Source organism: Micromonospora matsumotoense, assembly GCF_050951065.1.
Classification (GTDB): Bacteria; Actinomycetota; Actinomycetes; order Mycobacteriales; family Micromonosporaceae; genus Micromonospora; species Micromonospora matsumotoensis.
In genome coordinates this window covers 2,856,861-2,875,567 of the sequence record NZ_CP192025.1, presented here as the reverse complement: position 1 = coordinate 2,875,567, position 18,707 = coordinate 2,856,861, and the positions used below count along the sequence as shown (strand labels likewise).

Annotated in this window: 17 protein-coding genes; 11 read left to right on the top strand and 6 right to left on the bottom strand. The window is 72.9% G+C overall.

Going from position 1 to position 18,707, the window contains the following annotated elements:
- Positions 1 to 103: 103 nt before the first annotated feature.
- The 3 genes from ACQP1S_RS12645 to ACQP1S_RS12635 are packed head-to-tail and all read right to left on the bottom strand — an operon-like array spanning position 104 to position 2,526.
- Entirely contained in the window at positions 104 to 568 is a 465-nt protein-coding gene (locus tag ACQP1S_RS12645) for a hypothetical protein (protein WP_432906504.1), read from the bottom strand.
- Positions 543 to 1,184, bottom strand: coding sequence for an RNA polymerase sigma factor (locus tag ACQP1S_RS12640; RefSeq protein WP_432906502.1), 642 nt, complete (start codon positions 1,182 to 1,184; stop codon positions 543 to 545). Before ACQP1S_RS12640 ends, ACQP1S_RS12645 begins: the two co-directional genes overlap by 26 nt.
- A 28-nt stretch (positions 1,185 to 1,212) precedes the next feature.
- On the bottom strand, positions 1,213 to 2,526 hold the full coding sequence (locus tag ACQP1S_RS12635; RefSeq protein WP_432906500.1) for a S8 family peptidase: 1,314 nt from the start codon (positions 2,524 to 2,526) through the stop codon (positions 1,213 to 1,215).
- A gap of 185 nt (positions 2,527 to 2,711) precedes the next feature.
- On the opposite strand from ACQP1S_RS12635, the gene ACQP1S_RS12630 reads away from it, so the two are divergent.
- Positions 2,712 to 5,324 (top strand): CHAT domain-containing protein, encoded by a 2,613-nt coding sequence (locus ACQP1S_RS12630; RefSeq protein WP_432906498.1) that lies wholly within the window; start codon positions 2,712 to 2,714, stop codon positions 5,322 to 5,324.
- Between the two features lie 53 nt (positions 5,325 to 5,377).
- On the opposite strand, the gene ACQP1S_RS12625 is transcribed toward ACQP1S_RS12630, so the two are convergent.
- Positions 5,378 to 6,160, bottom strand: coding sequence for an inositol monophosphatase family protein (locus ACQP1S_RS12625; RefSeq protein WP_432906496.1), 783 nt, complete (start codon positions 6,158 to 6,160; stop codon positions 5,378 to 5,380).
- A 260-nt stretch (positions 6,161 to 6,420) separates the two neighbouring features.
- On the opposite strand from ACQP1S_RS12625, the gene ACQP1S_RS12620 reads away from it, so the two are divergent.
- The 4 genes from ACQP1S_RS12620 to ACQP1S_RS12605 all read left to right on the top strand — a co-directional run bounded on the left by ACQP1S_RS12620 (position 6,421) and on the right by ACQP1S_RS12605 (position 9,749).
- Complete coding sequence (locus ACQP1S_RS12620; RefSeq protein WP_432906494.1) at positions 6,421 to 8,130, top strand: aminotransferase class V-fold PLP-dependent enzyme; 1,710 nt, start codon at positions 6,421 to 6,423, stop codon at positions 8,128 to 8,130.
- Between the two features lie 61 nt (positions 8,131 to 8,191).
- Positions 8,192 to 8,362, top strand: a complete 171-nt coding sequence (locus ACQP1S_RS12615; RefSeq protein ID WP_432906492.1) for a hypothetical protein — start codon at positions 8,192 to 8,194, stop codon at positions 8,360 to 8,362.
- Between the two features lie 272 nt (positions 8,363 to 8,634).
- Positions 8,635 to 9,003: an MmcQ/YjbR family DNA-binding protein gene (locus ACQP1S_RS12610; protein ID WP_432906490.1), complete on the top strand. Its 369-nt coding sequence runs from the start codon at positions 8,635 to 8,637 to the stop codon at positions 9,001 to 9,003.
- A 104-nt stretch (positions 9,004 to 9,107) separates the two neighbouring features.
- Positions 9,108 to 9,749: a DUF4291 domain-containing protein gene (locus ACQP1S_RS12605; RefSeq protein ID WP_432906489.1), complete on the top strand. Its 642-nt coding sequence runs from the start codon at positions 9,108 to 9,110 to the stop codon at positions 9,747 to 9,749.
- Between the two features lie 190 nt (positions 9,750 to 9,939).
- On the opposite strand, the gene ACQP1S_RS12600 is transcribed toward ACQP1S_RS12605, so the two are convergent.
- Positions 9,940 to 11,307 carry a hypothetical protein gene (locus tag ACQP1S_RS12600; protein WP_432906487.1) on the bottom strand — a complete coding sequence of 456 codons (1,368 nt, stop codon included), beginning with the start codon at positions 11,305 to 11,307 and terminating at the stop codon, positions 9,940 to 9,942.
- A complete protein-coding gene (locus tag ACQP1S_RS12595) occupies positions 11,304 to 11,858 on the bottom strand; it encodes a hypothetical protein (RefSeq protein WP_363670281.1) in 555 nt (184 codons plus the stop codon). The genes ACQP1S_RS12600 and ACQP1S_RS12595 overlap by 4 nt, the downstream gene beginning before the upstream one ends.
- 180 nt (positions 11,859 to 12,038) lie before the next feature.
- Here ACQP1S_RS12595 and ACQP1S_RS12590 point away from each other — a divergent pair, with 180 nt between their 5' ends.
- The 6 genes from ACQP1S_RS12590 to ACQP1S_RS12565 all read left to right on the top strand — a co-directional run bounded on the left by ACQP1S_RS12590 (position 12,039) and on the right by ACQP1S_RS12565 (position 18,707).
- Positions 12,039 to 12,374, top strand: coding sequence for a hypothetical protein (locus ACQP1S_RS12590; RefSeq protein ID WP_432906485.1), 336 nt, complete (start codon positions 12,039 to 12,041; stop codon positions 12,372 to 12,374).
- 1 nt (position 12,375) lies between these two features.
- Positions 12,376 to 14,808, top strand: a complete 2,433-nt coding sequence (locus ACQP1S_RS12585) for a DUF4132 domain-containing protein (RefSeq protein WP_432906483.1) — start codon at positions 12,376 to 12,378, stop codon at positions 14,806 to 14,808.
- On the top strand, positions 14,805 to 14,945 hold the full coding sequence (locus tag ACQP1S_RS12580) for a hypothetical protein (RefSeq protein WP_432906481.1): 141 nt from the start codon (positions 14,805 to 14,807) through the stop codon (positions 14,943 to 14,945). Before ACQP1S_RS12585 ends, ACQP1S_RS12580 begins: the two co-directional genes overlap by 4 nt.
- A gap of 299 nt (positions 14,946 to 15,244) precedes the next feature.
- A complete protein-coding gene (locus tag ACQP1S_RS12575; protein WP_245722579.1) occupies positions 15,245 to 16,273 on the top strand; it encodes a LacI family DNA-binding transcriptional regulator in 1,029 nt (342 codons plus the stop codon).
- Between the two features lie 86 nt (positions 16,274 to 16,359).
- Positions 16,360 to 17,664, top strand: a complete 1,305-nt coding sequence (locus ACQP1S_RS12570; protein ID WP_432906479.1) for an ABC transporter substrate-binding protein — start codon at positions 16,360 to 16,362, stop codon at positions 17,662 to 17,664.
- Positions 17,665 to 17,735: 71 nt separating this feature from the next.
- A complete protein-coding gene (locus tag ACQP1S_RS12565; RefSeq protein ID WP_432906476.1) occupies positions 17,736 to 18,707 on the top strand; it encodes a carbohydrate ABC transporter permease in 972 nt (323 codons plus the stop codon).

Below are 18,707 nucleotides of genomic sequence, written 5' to 3'. Positions count from 1 at the left end.
GCCACCTCCGGGTGGGGCGCGGGCCATCCGGCCCGCGCCCCACCTTCGTCGGTCGGGCCGAGGCCGGCCGCCGGGTGCGCGTCGCCGGGGGGCGGGCCGCCGGTCAGCGCAGACAGACCCAGGCGGTGGACACCGCAAACCCGACGGTACGCGCGCACAACTGGACCAGCCCCGGCGGCGGGACGCCCAACGAGAAGAACCCCACCGCGTCCACCGGCGCCTCGTCGTAGGTGCCGGAGGCCGTGCGGGCACTCACCCGTCCACCACCGGACGGGGAGAGCTGCCCGACGATCCCGGTGTCGCTGACCTCGATCTCCACCACCACCGACCCGCTGCGGAAGGACAGTGTCCGCACGGGCGCGGCGGACCGGGTCATCCCCACCAACTCGGCGTCGACGGCCGAGTCGAACGTCAGCTCGGCGACGGCCAGTTCCGCGTCCGCGGTACGCCAGGTGAACGCTGCCAACGCCGCGCTCAGGTACGCCTCCGAGACCGGCCCGGTGTCCCACAACGCCGCGCCCAGCTCCGTGGTCAGTGCATCGTCATCGACCGGCGGCCACGGCTCCATCCGGTTCACCCCCGTTCGTACCGATGGTGGACGCTCCGAGAAACTCGACGATCGCCGGACATGCCCGCAGCCTACGCAGGCAACGGGCCTGGGTGGGGCCGATGCTGCCGACTGGCATGCCCAACCGCTCGGCGACCTCCCGGTAGCGCACCGGCGGGTCGGCCGTCAGCAGCGCCAACAACGCCTGGCAGCGTGGCGGGAGCTGCACGAAACCCTCGCGCAACGCCTGTCGCCGCTCCGCGCGCAGCAACTCGTCGTCCGGGGCCGGAGCCATCGCGGCCAACTCCCGGGAGAACCCGTGGTACGGCTCAAGCGACTGGTCGTACGGGTCGACGGGTTGGGCCCGGCGGCTGAGGCGGGACAACCGGTAGCACTCGCGCCGGGTCGTGGTGGCCAGCCAGCCCGGCAGCGCCTCAGGCTCGCGTACCCGGCCCAACTGCTCGACCAGGCGGAGCCAGACGGTCTGGTTGACATCGGCCGCATCGGCCCTGCTGAGGTCGTACGCCCGGATGACCGAGTACACGATCGGGGTGTACCGGTGCACCAGTTCGGCCCAGGCCGACTCGTCCCCGCCGGCGGCGGCGGACAGCAGGGTGGTCACGCTGGCACCGGTCATCGGGTTACCGCCCGACTGCTGACCCGGCTCATCCGACGAGCACCCCGTAGTCGGGATGCCAGCGGGGAGCGGCGAGCAGGGTGGTGCGCGCCTGGTCCGCGTTGAGCCCTCCGGCGGTCATCAGAGCGGCGAGCCGCCCGGAGACGTGGGCGGTGGCGAACGAGGTGCCGGCCCAGATGGCGAACCCGTGGAACTGCCGTACCGGTCGCCCGGGCAGCGGCAGCTGTCCCTCGACGTAGGTGCTGTGCCGCTCACCCAGGGCGCAGGCGTCCACCCAGGGCCCGTAGCAACTGTCGATCGCCGGCACCAGACCGCCGGTCGTCTGGCTGACCGCCGCGACCGCCAGCACCCGGTCCAGGGCGGCGGGCCAGAGCGGACGACTGGTGCCGGCGTTGCCGGCCGCCGCGACCACGGCGCTCGTCGCCGGCAGCGCGGCCAGCGCGTTGGCCAGTGGCAGCGATGGTTGATCGTCCAGGGTGTATCCGCCCAGCGAGAGGTTGAACACGGAAACCTGCGGCGCGAGCCGGCTCAGGGCGGCCACCACCGTCGCCTCGTCCCCCACCCCGGTCGGGTCCAGGGCCTGCTCCGGGTCGACGCGTACGCCCGGCGCGGCCTGCCGGACCACTCCCGCGACGAAGGTGCCGTGCCCGCCCTGCGAGGCGAGCACGTCGGTGTGGACGTAGAGCGGGTCCTCGTCGTCGAGCTGCGGCAGATAGGTGCCGCCGAGCCACTGGGGGTGACAGCTGCCGGCCTGCCGCCAGATTCCGGTGTCGCAGATGCCGACGGTGACACCTGCGCCCTCGCCGAGGCGGGTCGGGTCGGGCGGCGGCAGCGCCGCGGCCGAGCGGGGTGGGGTGCCCGGGTTTCCCATGATGTTGCCCAGGCCGATCAGCACGTGGTGCGGCTGCACCGCCGGCACCGGCTGGCCGGGCCACTGTCGGGGGTCGCGCAGCTTTCCCACGACGACGGGGATGTCGGTTTCCCGATCGAAGAGCAGCCGGGTGACACCGGCGAAGCCGGCTCCGACGGTCACGGGATAATCGTGGTTACGCAACCAGGTGGCAACCCGTTTGACGTCGACGTCGGCGGCGAGCAGTTGCCGGGGCCGGTAGAGGATCTCCCGGCCCGGCGCGGTGTACCGCCGGACGTTCTGGTTGGCTGCCAGCGCCGCTTCGAACGCCTTCTGGTAGGCGTCGGCATCCGTGTCGCCACCGGCAGCCGGGGTGGGGCGTGGCACGACACCGAACGGGACCGCCGCTGCCAGTGCGGACAGCGCCAGGATCCGCCGTCGGGACAGCCGGCCGCCCGGACCCGGCACGGTGGGGTGGTCAGACGGCGGCACGGATCCTCCATGCTCTTGAGAGAAGCGCGCCCACCGATGGCGGGCGCGGCGAATTCCCCGACCGCCAATTATTCCGGACCATCGCCGGTTGTCAATTGCGCCACCAAGCAGGACACCCATTGGCAGTATTCCCGCGACGGATTTTCGACGTTGACTCGCGGCGGTCCGTCGTGGACTCTCTAGGCATGCCCGACAGCACCGGTTCCGGTGCCGCGGCGGCCCAGGCGGCGCTCGACGCCGTCCAGCGCTACCCACCCGAGGCGATCACGATCGCCCAGCAGGTGCTCGCCGGCCAGACCGCCGACGACGACGAGCGCTCCACCGCCGAGCGGGCCATCGGCCTGGCCCTGCGCGAGCTCAACGACCTGACCGGCGCACTGCGCCACCTCCGCCGGGCGGTACGGGCCGCCGGCACACCCCGTACCCAGGCACTGGCCCGGATGAGCCTCGGGTACGTGCTGGCCAATGCCGGTCGTACCGCTGCGGCGCTGCGGGCGGTGACCGCCGCGCTGCCCCAGCTCACCGGTGCCGACGCCGGCCGCGCCCGGATGCAGCGCGGGGTGGTGCTGCACTACCGCGGACGCTATGCCGAGGCGGTGCGCGACTACGGCATCGCCATCGACATCGCCCAACGCGAGGACGACCCGTTGCTGGAGGCCCGCGCCCGCAACAACCGGGGGCTGCTCAACGCACACCGGGGTGCCTCCGGCGGCACCGACGACGATCTCTCCCGGGCGGCGGCGGTCTTCCGCCGGCTCGGACTCGACCTCGCGGCGGCGGACGCCCGCTGGAACAGCGGCATCGCCGCCGGGCAACGCGGCGAGATCGCCGTGGCGCTGCGTTGCTTCGCCGACGTCGACGAGGAGTACCGGCGGCTCGCCGTTCCCCGTCCGGCGCTGCTGCTGGACCGGTTCGAGCTGCTGCTGTCGGTGCCGCTGCTCGACGAGGCGGTCGAGGTCGCCGCCGCCGCGGTGCGGGAGCTGCACCGCCGGGGAATGGCCTCGGACCTCGCCGAGGCGCTGCTCGCCCAGGCGCGAGCCGCGCTGCTGGCCAACGACCTGGACACCGCGACCGCGGCTGCCGTCCAGGCCCGGGTCAGGTTTCGGCGTCAGGGCCGCCGCATCTGGGCCGCGTTCGCCCGGCACGTCGAACTGCGCGCGGAGTTCCGCCGGGGCACCCGCACGGCGACCCTGCTCGCCGCGATGGTGCGCACGGCCGGCCAGCTCGACGCCACCGGGTGGGCGGGCCCGGCGCTGACCACCCGCATCGAAGCCGGTCTGCTGGCCGCCGCCTCGGGTCGCGTCGACCGGGCCGTGGCACTGCTCGACGTGGCCGCCCAGGCCCGCCGGCGGGGCACCGCCCCCCGCCGCGCCCAGGGTTGGTACGCCCTGGCCCGGTCGCGTCGGCTCACCGGTGACGACGCCGGTGCGGCCCGGGCACTGCGCCGGGGGCTGGCCGTACTCGACCGGCACCGCACCTCCCTCGGCGCCACGGAGTTGCGGGCCCACAGCGGGACGTACGGGCAGGAGCTGGCCGCCGAGGGCCTCGACATCGCGGTCCGTGCCGGTTCCCCGGCCCGGACCCTGGCCTGGGCCGAACGCTGGCGGGCCAACACCCTGCGGATGCGGCCGGCGCTGCCCCCCGACGACCCGGAGCTGTTCGCGGCGCTCACCGAGCTCCGGCTCGTCAGTAGCCTGCTGGAGGACACGGTGCTGGCGGGCCGGCCGGCCCACGCCCTGCGCAGCCGGCAGGCCCGGCTGGAACGGCGCATCCAGGACCTGGCCCGACGGGTGCCCGGCGGGATCGGCGTGCTGACCCCGCCCGGTGTGGGCGTGCTCGCCGGGCGGCTCGGCTCCCGCGTGCTGGTCGAGCTGGTCGCCCACGGCGACCGGCTCCGGGCGGTGCTGGTCCGCGACGGCCGGGCCAGCCTGCACGACCTCGGCCCGCTCGCCGAGGCGGTGCACCTGGCCCGGTGGCACCGGTTCGCCCTCCGCCGGCTGGTCACCACCGGTGACACGCCCACCGCCCGGGCCGGGGCCAGGCACGCCGCAGCCGCGCTGGACCACCAGCTCTTCGACCCGCTGCGGCCGCACCTCGGCGACCGCCCCCTGGTGATCGTGCCGGTCGGGGCCCTGCACGCCGTGCCGTGGTCGGGGCTGCCGACCTGCGCCGGACGCCCCGTGACGGTGGCCCCGTCGGCCACGGCCTGGCTCAGGGCGGACGGCCGGCAGCCCTCGGCCGGGCCCTCGGTGTTGGCCTGCGGGCCGCGCCTGCCGGCCGGCCGGGCCGAGGTACGCCGACTCGCGCAGGTGCTGCCCGGAGCCACGCTGCTCACCGGTGCGGACGCCACCGCCGACACGTTGACCGCGGCGCTGGACGGGGCCGGTCTGGTCCACATCGCCGCCCATGGCACCTTCCGGGCCGACAATCCGCAGTTCTCCACCCTGGAGCTGGCCGACGGACCGCTGTTCGCGTACGAGTGGGAACGGGTCCCCCGGCCGCCCGGCTGCGTGGTGCTCTCCGCGTGCGACTCGGGGCTGACCGGGGTGCGTCCCGGCGACGAGGTCATGGGCTTCACCGCCGTGCTGCTCGCCCTGGGCGCACGGTGCCTGATCGCCACCGTGCTGCCGGTGCCGGCCGACCCCACCACCGCGCTCATGCTGGACCTGCACCGCCGGATGCGGGCCGGTGTCCGCCCGGCGCAGGCTCTCGCCGACGCCCAGCATGCCTTCGTCACTACCGGTGACAGCACCGCCGGGGCCACGGCGGCGGCGTTCGTCTGCCTCGGTGCCGGCTGACGAACGCCGTCGGCTGCGGGTGGCCCGGGGCGTCACCTGCAGGACGGGCTTGGTCAGCCCAGCGCCGCGACCCGGGGACGCAGGCCGTCGATCAACTCCGGTGGGGCGGCGAGCACCCGGCTGCCGCTCACCTCGACCGCGGCGCCGGCCTCGACGGCGATCACCAGACCGGCCGCCCAGTCCCAGCGGAACGTGCGGTCCTCGACGTACGCGTCGCAACGGCCCGCGGCGATCCAGGCCAGGGCCAGCGCCGTCGAGCCCAGCATCCGCACCCCGCGCACGTCGCCGGCCAGGTCGGTGACCACGGCCGCCTGCACCTTGCGGTGGGCGACGTCGTAGGCGTACCCGGCGGCGAGGACGACCTCGCCGAGCGCGACGCCGGCGCGCCGGACCAGCGGCGCGTCGTTCAGGAACGCACCCCGACCCCGCACGCCGCAGAACGTCTCGTCGTGCACCGGATCGTGGACCACCCCGACGACGGGCCGCCAACCGTCCGGTGTCTGCTGCTCGCAGGCCACGCTGACGCACCAGAACGGCATCCCGGCGACGTAGTTGACGGTGCCGTCGAGGGGGTCGAGCACCCAGCGCAGCCCGGAGTCGCCGACGTGGTCGCTGCCCTCCTCGGCGAGGATGCCGTCGCCGGGCCGGCGGGCGCGCAGCAACTCGACGATGCGGGCCTCGCTGGCCCGGTCCGCCTCGCTGACCAGATCGGTGGAGGCGGTCTTGTAGTCGACGCGGCCGTGGTCGCCGAAGCGCCGCAGCAGCTCCCGACCGCCGAGGCGGGCCGCCTCCTCGGCGACCCGCCGGCAGTCGTCCAGCTCGGCACCGGTGGCCATCGCGCACTCCTCGGGTCGTCGGCAGGGCCGGTCGAGATCGTCGCACCCGGATGGGCGGGAACACCAGGTGCCGACCGAGGGTGCACCGCCACCGCCGCCCCGCGCGGGCGCGGGTGCCGACGTCGTCGTGCCGGACACCGGAGGGCAAGCGGCGTGGCCGGCCGGTCGGGCACACTGTGGACAGCGGTCGGGACACCGACGCTCGCCGACGCGCCGTCGACCTGCCCCGTCGCCTGGGGAGGCACTGCGGCATGGGTACGGTGGGTACGTCCAGGGTGGAGCGGCTGCTGGCACGGATTCGCGACGGGGTCATCGGCGAGGGTGAGGTGCTCGACGGCCCCTACGGGCCGCGCCGGATCACCTACGCCGACTACACCGCCTCCGGCCGGGCGCTGGACTTCGTGGAGGACACCGTCCGGGACCGGGTGCTGCCCCGTTACGCCAACACTCACACCGAGAGTTCCGCCACCGGCCGGGCGACGGGGCGGCTGCGCGAGGACGCCCGGCGGACCATCCTCGACGCCGTCGGTGGCACCGACGACCATGTGGTGATCTTCTGCGGTTCGGGGGCCACAGCGGCGATCGACAAGCTGATCGGGCTCCTCGAACTGCGGCTGCCCGCCGGGCCGGCACGCCGCCACGGCCTGCTGGACGGCATCCCCGCGCAGCAGCGCCCCGTGGTCTTCGTGGGCCCCTACGAGCACCACTCCAACGAGCTGCCGTGGCGGGAGACGTACGCCGACGTGGTCGTCATCGGCGCGGACGACGACGGGCACATCGACCGGGCCGAGCTGGCCACCCGGTTGGTCCGGTACGCGGACCGGCCGCTGCGTGTCGGCAGTTTCTCCGCCGCCTCCAACGTCACCGGCATCCTCTCCGACACCGACGCGATCGCGGCGCTGCTGCACACCCACGGGGCGCTGGCGTGCTGGGACTACGCCGCCGCCGGCCCGTACGTGCCGATCCGGATGGGTGAGTCGACGCCGGGAGCGGCGGACGACAAGGACGCGGTCTTCCTGTCCCCGCACAAGTTCGTCGGTGGCCCGCAGACCCCCGGGGTCCTGGTGGTGCGCCGGGACCTGATGCGCAACCGGGTCCCGACGGTGCCCGGTGGCGGCACCGTGGCGTTCGTCGACCCCGTGGGGCACCGGTACCTCGACGATCCGGTGGCCCGCGAGGAGGGCGGCACTCCGGCGATCGTCGAGTCGATCCGGGCGGGCCTGGTGTTCGCCCTCAAGCAGTCCGTCGGCGCGGACGTCATCCAGGCCCGCGAGGAGCGGCTGTGGTCGCGGGCGCTGCGCCGCTGGTCGGCGAACCCGGGGATCGTCGTCCTGGGCAACCCCCGGGCGCGGCGGCTGCCCATCGTGTCGGTGCAGATCCGCCACGGCAGCCGCCACCTGCACCACAACTTCGTCGTCGCGCTACTCAACGACCTGTTCGGCATCCAGGCCCGGGGCGGGTGTTCCTGCGCGGGCCCCTACGGGCATCGCCTGCTGGGCATCGACGAGGAGCACTCCCGGGCGTTCCGGGAGCAGATCGCCCTGGGCTGGGAGGGGATCAAGCCCGGTTGGACCCGGATCAGCTTCGGCTACTTCGTCTCCGACCTGGTCGCCGACCATCTGATCGACGCGGTCGACCTGGTCGCCCGCCTGGGGCACCGCCTGCTGCCCGACTACCGCTTCGACGCCCGCAGCGGTCTGTGGCGTCACCACCGGGGCCCGGGCCCGTCGCTGCGCCTGGCCGAGCTGGCCCGCCTGTTCACCGGCGACGACCAGCCGGCCCTGCCGCGGCGGTGGGCCGGCGAGGACGCCCTGGCCGGCCACCTGCACGAGGCACGGGAGATCCTGGCCGGGCGTGGGGACCACGTCGACGAGGGGCCCACCGGCCTGCCGGCCGGCGTGGAGGCGCTGCGCTGGTTCCACCTCCCGCCAGCCTGCGCAGTCGGCCTGGATGCGCCGTCGTCGCACTGACCGGCGACGAGTGGGCCGAGGTAGACGTGCGCGAGGTACGGCCGTGCCGGATAATTGCCCGATGACAAATCCTGACCTCGATCCCGATGTCTATCCGCCCCTCGACCCTCGTGAGCCCGTGCCGGACGACGTCGGCGAGCTTCTTCCCGACACACCCGACGAGTTGCCGGAGGCACCGGTCGAGCCGATGCCCGACGACGGCGAGCCGGGAGCCGTGCCCGAGCCGGCATGACTCCCGGCCTGGCGGAGGCGGCGATCAGCGGTCCTGGAAACGGGCGCTGGCGACGATGCGGGCACGGAGTTGTTCGGCGCGTCGCGCCGCATCCGCGCGCAGCGCCAGAGCCTCAGCAAACTTCATGGGCACCGGTATGACCAGCGAGGATCACCCGCCGCCGCCCCAGTTCGTCGGGCGACGAGCGGAGGCAGCAGCAGGCACGGTGCCCGGGAACGGAGCGCCGGCCGAGTCCCGGGCAGGAGGATCGGGCGCCGTTGTAGCCTCTGCGGATGGCTGATGCCGACGATGTACGCCGTCTGGCGCTCGCGTTGCCCCACGCGGTGGAGATTCCCAGCGACGGCTTCGACTTCCGCGTGGAGAACAAGGGTTTCGTCTGGTCTTATCCGGAACGCGTGCCGGGGAAACCGCGGGTGATCCGCACCGATGTCGCGGTGCTCCACGTCGGTGATGAGGGGGAGAAGCAGGCGCTGCTCCTCGGCGAGCCCGCCCTGTTCTTCACGACGGCCGGCTACGACGGGCTGCCCCTGGTGATGGTGCGCCTCCCCGAGGTGTCAGTCGAGCGGCTGGCCGAGCTGATCACCGATGCGTGGCGGATGCGGGCGCCCGCCGAACTGCAGGAGAGCCTGCAGGACGGATGATCCCCGCGCCGCCGTGGCCGCACGCCGCGTCCTGACGCCGTGACGATGGCGTGGCGGCGGAATCCGGGTGGACCGGCCGGGTCTTGATCGTCGAGGATCGACGGGTGTCCGTTCCCGTACGCCAGATCCGTGCTCGCTATTCGACCGCGACCATCACCATGTACCAGGCGTATCCGCCGGAGATTGCGCTGCCGGCGGTGTCGGCCGGTCGTTTCGTGGCCCCTTTCAAGCGGGACCGGATGACGTGGATCAAGCCGTCCTTCCTGTGGATGATGTACCGCTGCGGCTGGGCCACGAAGCCCGGGCAGGAGCGCGTGCTGTCCATCGACATCACCCGGGAGGGGTTCGAGTGGGCGTTGGCACGGGCGTGCCTGAGTCACTACCACCGGGGCCTGCACGGCGACGCGGCGAACTGGTCGCGGCAGTTGAAGGCCAGCCCGGTCCGGGTGCAGTGGGACCCCGAGCGGGCACTGCGCCTGCACGCGTTGCCGTACCGGTCGTTGCAGGTCGGCCTGTCCGGCGAGGCCGTCGACCGGTACGTCGACGACTGGATCGTCGCCGTCGCGGACATCACCCCCACCGTCGAGCGGGTGCGGGACCTGCTGCGCCGGGGCGACGAACAGGCAGCCGCAGCGCAGCTGCCTGTCGAGCACGTCTACCCGCTCCCGGATCGGATCGCCGCCCACCTGGATGCCAGCCCGGACACCGCTCCCACCGAGCACCCCGAGCGGCGGCACCGGCACTGACCGGCCGCCCCTGACCGCCGTGCCGCGGCAGACACCGCCGCGACGCGGCAGAACAAGGCCCGTCGCCGACCCGGATCTCGACGGCGCGTCGGGCACCGTCGGGCCGGGCGATCCGGCTCGGGGCGCACCGTGCCCTGCCCCGGGCCACCCGGCACCTGGTCAGGTGATCACCGGCGGTCACTCGGTGGGCTCAGGACGGGAAACCCGGTGGCCGGGGCCACTGCTGCGCCTCCGGATCGGGCTGGTAGCCCGGCGGGGGTGCCGGTGGCGTGGCGGGCCGCGACGACGCTGCGGTCACTGCGGGCGGCAGGTGGCCGGCGGGCTGCGGTCCCGGACCGGAGATCGCCGGTACGGTCGTCCTGGGTCGCCAGACCGGCTCGCCGCCGACCAGGCCACGGAAGTCGAACTGACACTTCGGGCAGGTACGCAGCGCGGTCTCGGCCCGGCGGTCACCGCACCGTTGGCAGTAGGTCACCACCGTCTCGTCGGCGTCCATCCCCTGGCAGCGGGGACAGGCGAACTTCGGGCCCTTGTTGTTGAGCTGCACCAGCCGACCGGCGAGCACGTAGGGCGTGACCAACCCGCCGATGCTGCTGGCCAGGTCCCGGGTGCGCCGGGTGCGCTCCTGCATGCGTTCCATCTCCGGGTTGGCGACCTTCTCCAGCCGGCAGGTGGTGCAGGTACGCAGCGTCCGCGCCGGCAGCAGGCCGCGCAGCCGCGCCTGCTGGTGCAGGAAGGTCACCGCAGGCACGTCCGCCGGCTCGACGGTGAGCCGGTCGGTCCCACCCGCCGCGAGGCGCTCCTCGACCCGGAACACCAGCGACTGCACCTGCGCGACCAGCTTCGGCGGCATACCGTCCGGCCGGCTGACGATCAGCGTGCCGACCATCAGCATGCCGTCGGCCAGTTCGGCGGGGACCTCGGCGACGGCGTCGGCCGTCTCGAAGGTGAAGGTCGCACCGCCGGTACGGGTGACCACCGCCTGCCGTTGCGCCTGCCCGTCGCCGTCGAGCAGCCGTCCGGCGTGCCGGGAGAGCGCGGCCTGCGCCCGGTTGGCCAGGCCGGCGGCGTGCTGCATCATCGCCACGTCGCCCGGGCCCGTCTGCCGCCACCAGGGGGCGAACGAGGCCGCCCCCGCCGGGTCGAGCCGACCGAGGACGGCGTCGACCGTACTCAGCACGGACTCGAAGAGGCCGACGTACACCGAGGTCACCCCCCAGTTCCGCCCCAGCTTGCCCGGCCAGCGGTCGACCAGCAGCACGCCCACCCGCACACCCGGGCCGTCGGCCTCCAGGGTGACCCGCAGCAGCACCGGCACCTGGGCCGGCGAGAGGGTGACGCCCCCGAAGCGGGAGCCGCGTACCGCCTCCAGGAGGCTGAGCTGCTCGACCTTCAGCTCGAACGCGAGTTCGCGGACACTGCGCAGCAGCTGCTGGCGGGCCACGCTCGGCGGGACGCCGAGCCGTCGTTCCACGCCGGCCGCCAGCCGGCCGGGCTCCAGCCCGGCCGCGGCGGCCGGCGGCACGGCACCGGGTCCACCGGCGTCAGCCCAACTCATTCCGCTACGTCGTACGAGGTGCTGGTGTCGAAGCTGGACGCCGTGGCGTCGTAGCCCCCGGCGTCGTACGACGTGCTCGTGTCGTACGAGGTGCTCGTGTCGTAGGAGGTGGTGTCGTAGGAGGTGCTGGTGTCGTACGAGGTGTCGGTCAGGGAGGTGTCGGTGCCGCTGGTGGCCCAGTCGACCTCGGCGGCGGCGGTCTCCACGTGGTCGACGACGGCGTCGGAGTAGTCGTCGGAGACCGTGTAGTTGTTCTCGGCGATGTTCGCGTGGTCGGCCGCCCGGGCCATGGCGCTCTCGGCGACCTCGGTGTTGCCGGCTGCGGCGTTCTCCACGGCGTAGTCGGCCCAGTCCTGGGCGGAGTCGGCCCAGTCGTCGCCGCTGTCCGCGTGCCAGTTCGACCAGTCCTGGTCGTCGACCGCGCCGCTGATCTCGCTCTCCACGATGGACGCCGCCGGCTCCGGCAGCGCCGCCACCGCCTCGGTCAGGGTGGTGTCCCCGATCGGCGTGTCGGTGGTCAGGAAGTCTCCCCAGTCCGAGTCGGCATTCATGCTGATTCCCCAGATTCTGCTGAACGTTGCGGTAAGCGGGTCGTCGTCCGAGCGATCCGGGCGAACGACCAGAACTGTCCCACGCCCGCGCCCGGGGGCGCGCGGTCGCCGCGGTGGGACCGGAGGCGCCGGCCGAGGTCACGGCAGGTCCCGGCCGGGAAGGGCGGCGATACTGTCGACATGTCGACAGCTACGGCCGGTGGCTGCGCCGGCGGTACACGGCTGCCGGCGCACTGCTGCGCGCGGCGGCACCGCTGCAACGCCGACCAGACGGACCTCTTCCGGGGTCTGGTGCGGCCGACCGACGCGGAGTCGACGTGGAACGGCTACCGGGTCGGTCAGGGTCGGCGGCTGGACTGGGAGCGCCAGGCGGACGCCGCCTGTGCCGCCTTCGCCCGTAACGGCTTCGTGCTGCTGGTGGGTGACCGCCAGGTCGAGGACTTGGACGAGGAGATCGACCTGCTCGCGGAGCCCGAGGTGGCCTTCGTGCGGCTCGTTGCCCTGGTGGGTGGCTGAGGTGGCCGACTGGACACGGCTGCTTCCCCCGCTGAGCGCGGCGGATCGCCAGCGGGTGGAGACCGGGGTCGCCGAAGCCGATGCCCAGGTTCGGCCACTGCTCCGGCGGGCCAGCACCTACCACCGGACGTCGTCGGTGACCCACACCCCCGAGTGGGCCGCCACCGGGTCGTGGCCGGCCGAGCTTCGCCGCTGTGCCGCGCTGGCCATGCACCTGGAGGTGGTGGCCAGTTCGATGCCGTCGGCGCTGAACGACGTCGTACGGAGTCTCGCCGACGGCGAGCATGACTGGACCCGGGCGGATCTTCTGTGGTGTCTGGAGGCTGTCGGACAGGGGCTCGACTACGACCTCGGCGTCCGCCTGGAGTTGCCGGCGACGATCGCCGCGCACCTGGCTCCCGCCGACCTGGCCGATCTCGCGCCGGCGATCTCGGGCCTGTTCGACGAACTCGCCGCGAGCAACGTCCCGACGGCCGGCCCTCGACGTCGGGTCGTCACGCTGATCGGGGAGGCGCTCGACCGTGCCACGGATCGCCGCGTGCCGTCCTGGTTGCTGCACCACGGGGATGAGTTCGGTCCGCTCGTCCGCGCCGGCCTGGGGGGCGTCCTCGCCGCGCCGGGCGTGCCCGAGTTGCTGGTGCACTGTGCCTCACTCGACAAGCCGGCGGCGTCGGCGACCTGGCTGCGCGGCCTGGACCAGCAGCTCACGACCGCGACCGACGGGAGGAAGGCGGTCCGTACGATCCTGGAGGTGTTCGCCGCCCACCGGCACCCGGTGCACGACGACTCGGACCGCCTCCTGCGTGGCCTGGTGTGGGCGCTGTCGCGGGAGTCGGACGAGGCAGCGACGGACCTGCTGACCCGGGTCACCGCCGCCGCCTCGGCAGCGCCCCGCCAGGCGGCGGGTTTCCCCCACGCCCAGCGCACCGCGATCGCGGCCGTGCAACTGCTCGCCGGGCGCGACGGTGAGGCGTCGGTGCGAACCCTGGCGCGGCTCGCGGTGACCGTGAAGAACAAGGCGGTACGCAGTCGGGTGCACACCGCGCTGACCCGCCTCGGCGCTCTGCGGGGGTGGTCACTGAGCGAGGTGCTGGAACTCGCCGTCGACGACCACGGGCTCGACCCGGCCGGGACCCGGCGGACCCCCGTCGGCCCGTACGAGGCGACGGTGCGGGTCGAGGGTGAGAAGGCCCGCCTGACCTTCGCCCGCGGCGACGTCGGGCTCAAGGGCGTTCCCGCGGTGCTCAAGGAGACACACGCCGGCGAGCTGAAACAGCTGCGCGACTCGGTGAAGGCCATCAACGCGACGCTGACCGCCGAGCGCCAACGGGTGGAGGCGTTGCTGTCCGAGGAGCGCACCTGGGCGTACCCGGACTGGGTGTCCCGCTTCCTGGACCACCCGGTCACCGGGACGTACGGGCGGCGGCTGCTCTGGGAGACCAGCGCCGACGGGTGCGACTGGTCGGCGGGCCTGCCCCGCGAGGACGCCGACGGGTGGGTGATCGTCGGTCTCGACGGGCGGCCGGTCCGCGGGGGCCGGGTCCGGCTGTGGCACCCCGTCCGCGCCGGGATGGACGAGGCCCTCGCCTGGCGTGACCAGGTGCTCGGCACGGGCCTGACGCAGCCGTTCAAGCAGGCATTCCGCGAGGTCTACCTGCTCACACCGGCCGAGGAGCGGACCGGTTCCTACTCCAACCGGTTCGCCGCGCACATCCTGCGCTACCGCCAGGCGAACGCGCTCATGCGCGCCCGCGGCTGGCAGGCCGGCTACCTGGGCACCTGGGACGGCGGGTACGACAGCGAAGCCACGAAGCTCTTCGGCGGCGGTGCGTGGCGGGCGTCCTTCCACCACCAACTGGTCGGCACGGACGATCCCCAGAGCTACGACGTCGACCACTGCGCCACCGATCAGGTGCGTTTCGCCCGATCCGACGGTGCGACCTGGCAACCCGTCCCGGTCGCGGACGTGCCACCGCTGGTGTTCACCGAGGCGATGCGGGACGTGGACCTGTTCGTCGGCGTCACCTCCATCGCCACCGACCCGCAGTGGGCCGACCGGGGCGAGGACCGGTTCCGGGACTACTGGCACCGCACCGTGGTCGGGGCACTGACCCCGTCGGCGGAGATACGCCGCGACGCCCTGGTCCGGCTGCTCCCCCGGATGGCCATCGCCGACCGGGTCACCCTCACGGACCGCTACCTGCACGTACGCGGGAACCTGCGCGGCTACCGGATCCACCTCGGCTCGGGCAACATCCTGATGGAGCCCCACGACGCCTACCTGTGCATCGTCCCCGCGCGCGGGGGCACCGGGCGGCTGCACCTGCCGTTCGAGGACGACCCCATGCTGTCGATGATCCTGTCGAAGGCGATCATGCTCGCCGCCGACGACACGATCACCGACCCCACGGTGGTGGCACAGTTCGCCCCGTGACCGGCGGGGCGCGACCGCACGTCCCGCTCCGTGGTGTCGACACGGCGTTCCACCTGGTCATGCGGGGCAACCGCCGCCTGCACCACCTCATCGGTGATCACGTGCTGGCCGCTTCGTCGCCGAAGGCGGCCGGTTGATCAGCCGCTTGCGCTGTTGCGTGGACGAGGAAGCCCAGCACGCGGCGCCCGCCTGACGGTTCGCCGGGCACGCACCTGACGGTTGGCTGACGTTCCCGGCCCCCACCGACATCCGGCCGGGTCGCCGCGCCCACCCGGCCGAGGGGCTCGGGCACGACTGACGTGACTTCCTTCGACATCGGCTATTGACGTCGATGTAACAGGGGGCTTAGCGTCTGTCGAACCGCTTCGTCGAACCGCTTCGACGACCACCCGGATGCGGTTGCCTGCCTGGCCGGAGGAGGTGCGCGGTGGCCACCATGCATGACGTCGCCCGCCTGGCGCAGGTCTCGGTCAGCACCGTGTCCTACGTCCTCACCGGTGCCCGGCCGATCTCCCAGGCCACCCGGGCCAAGGTGCTCACCGCCATGGCCGAACTCGACTACCAGCCCAACGCCATGGCCCGTGGCCTGGCCAGTCGGCGCAGCCGGATCCTGGGCCTGCTGCTGCCGATGGACGAGCGCGGCCTCGGCGCGACCGAGACGGCGTTCGTCACCGGGGCCGCCGCGGCGGCCAGCGCCGTCGGCTACCACCTGGTGTTGTCGCCCGTCGGTGGGGGCGGTGACCTCGACGGTCTGCGCCGGCTGGCCAGCCAGCGGATGTTCGACGGCGTCGTGCTGATGGAGGTGCAGCTCGCCGACGAGCGGGTCACCGCGCTCCAGCAGGCCGGTGTGCCGCTGGTGCTGATCGGGCGCACCGGGGACACCGACGGGCTCTCCTACGTCGACATCGACTTCGCGCAGACCGTGCGGGAGGCGGTGGCGCACCTGGTCGGCCTGGGGCACCGGCAGATCGTCTACGTCAACCACTCGGCCGAGACCCTGGCCAGCGGTTACGGGCCGGCGCTGCGTACCCGGGACGCCTTTGTCACGGCCATGACCGGCCACGGCCTGGAGCCGGTCATGATCCCGGCCCAGGACAGCGCCGCGGGCGGGCGGGCCGCGCTGGCCGCCGCCTTCGCGCGGACGCCGGACCTGACGGCGGTGCTGGCCATGAACGAGACGGCGGTCTTCGGCATCCTCGGCGAACTGACCGCGCGGGGGCTGGCCGTGCCCGACGACGTGTCGGTCGTCTCGATGGTCACCTCGCCGCAGGTCGCCGAGCTGGCCACCCCGGCGCTGACCACGATGACGTCGCCCGGGTCGGCGATGGGCCGGATCGCGATCGAGGCGCTGGTGCGCCATCTGGACGGGGCCGGTGACGAGCGCCACCAGCAACTGCTGCCGTGCGCGCTGGAGATCCGGGGATCGACCGCAGCACCACGAAGCCGCCACACCGATGGGGGCTGACCAGGAGAAACGGTCCGTCGCCGCGCGGCAACGCGACGACGGACCCAGTGAACTGCCGGGCTCGATACTCGACGAGGAGGATAGCAATGCAGCGATTCCGCCGGATCGTCGCCGCGATCGCCCTGGCGGCGACCGCGACGACCACCGTGGCCGCGTGCGGCGACGACGACAGCGGTGACGACAGCGGCGCCAAGACCCTCAAGCTCTGGCACTACGAGGGCGAGAGCAGCGCGATGGGGGTCGGCTGGGACCGGGCCATCGAGATCTTCAAGACCGAGCACCCGGGCGTCGAGGTGCGCTTCGAGCGCAAGGCCTTCGAGCAGATCCAGCAGAACGCCGGCATGATCATCAACTCGTCCGAGGGCCCGGACATCATGGAGTACAACAAGGGCAACGCGACGGCCGGCCTGCTGTCGTCCCAGGGTCTGCTCACCGACCTCAGCGACGAGGCGGCGAAGCGCGGTTGGGCCGACAAGCTCAGCCCCAGCCTGCAGACCACCGCGCGCTACAGCGACAAGGGCGTGATGGGGTCGGGCAACTGGTTCGGCGTGCCGAACTACGGCGAGTACGTCACGGTCTACTACAACAAGGACCTGTTCGACCGTAACGGCGTCACGGTGCCCACCACCATGGCGGAGCTGACCGCCGCGATGGACACCTTCGTCGGCAAGGGCATCACCCCGCTCGGCACGGCCGGTGCCGAGTACCCGGCCGGGCAGCTCTTCTACCAGCTGGCCCTGTCGAAGGCCGACCGGCAGTTCGTCGACAACTACCAGCTCTACAAGAACCCGGTCGACTTCCGTGCCGACCCGCTGAAGTACGGCGCGGACACCTTCGCCGACTGGGTGCGCAGGGGCTACGTGGCCAAGGACTCGGCGAGCCTCAAGGCCGAGGACATGGGCACCGCGTTCATCGCGGGCAAGACGCCGATGATCGTGTCGGGCAGCTGGTGGTACGGCCGATTCAAGGCCGAGATGAAGGCCAACTGGGACACCTTCCTGTTCCCGGGCAACACCCTCAACGCCGGCTCGTCGGGCAACCTCTGGGTCGTCCCGGCCAGCAGCAAGGCCAAGAGCCTGGCGTACGACTTCATCGACATCACCCTGCGTCCGGAGATCCAGGACCTGATCGGCAACAACGGTGGCATCCCGGTGGCCGGCGACCCCGCCAAGATCAGCGATCCGAAGGACCGCAAGCTGATCGGGGACTTCAACACGGTCAGCAAGCAGGACGGTCTGGCGTTCTACCCGGACTGGCCGGTGCCCGGCTACTACGACGTGCTGGTCGGCGGGTTCCAGAGCCTGATCAACGGGTCCAAGTCCCCCGACCAGGTGCTCGACACGATCGCCAAGCCGTACGCCGATGGCGTCAAGGAGATCACCGGCAAGTGACACGGCGAGCGGCGGGCGCGACCGGCAGCACGGCCGACGCGCCCGCCCACCCCCGCCGGGAAGGATCCTCCATGGCAGTCCCCGACACCGTCGCCGGCACACCCTCGGCGGCGACCCGCACCCCCGCGCCCGCGCCCCGCCGCCGACCGGGGGGCCGCGGCGCGGCGTACTGGCTCTACCTGCTCCCCGGAGCGGCGCTGTTCATCCTGGTCATCGGCGTGCCGCTGGTGGGTACCGGTTACCTGTCGCTGACCCGGTGGTCGGGCGTCGGTGACCCCACCTTCGTCGGGTGGGACAACTACCAGCGGTTGCTGTCCGACGAGGTGTTCTGGGCGTCGTTCCGCAACACCGTGGCGATGATCGTCGCGATGGTGGTGGTGCCGACCCTGCTCGGGCTGCTGCTCGCCTCGGTGCTCTTCGACGTCATCGGGCGTCGGTTCAGGCCGCGTACGGCGGCGGCGTTGCGGGCCGCGTTCTATCTGCCGCAGGTGCTGCCCGTGGTGGTGGCGGGCATCGTCTGGGGTTGGATCCTGCGCCCCGACGGCGCATTCAACAGTCTGCTCGACGCGGTCGGCCTCGGGGCGCTGCGCCACGACTGGTTGGGCGACCCGGACACCGCGCTGCCGGCGGTGATGGCGGTGATGATCTGGGTGCAGATCGGTTATCCGGTGGTCGTGTTCATGGCGGCGTTGCAGCGGGTCGACCCGGAGCTGTACGAGGCGGCCGAGGTCGACGGGGCGAGCTGGCGGCACCGGTTCCGGGCGATCACCCTCCCGCAGATCCGACCGGAGACCTTCGTGGTGGCACTGACCTGCACCATCGCCGCCCTGAAGGTGTTCGGGCCGATCTACGCGCTGACCCGGGGCGGCCCGGAGAACGCCACCAACGTGCCGTCGTACTTCGCGTACTACACGTTCTTCAAGAAGCTCCAGGTCGGGTACGGGTCCGCGATCTCCACCGTGCTCACGGTGATCATCGTGGTGGTGGCCGTGGCCTTCATCGCGGTGCAGGCCCGCAGCGAACGCCGGGACCGGGGGTTCTGA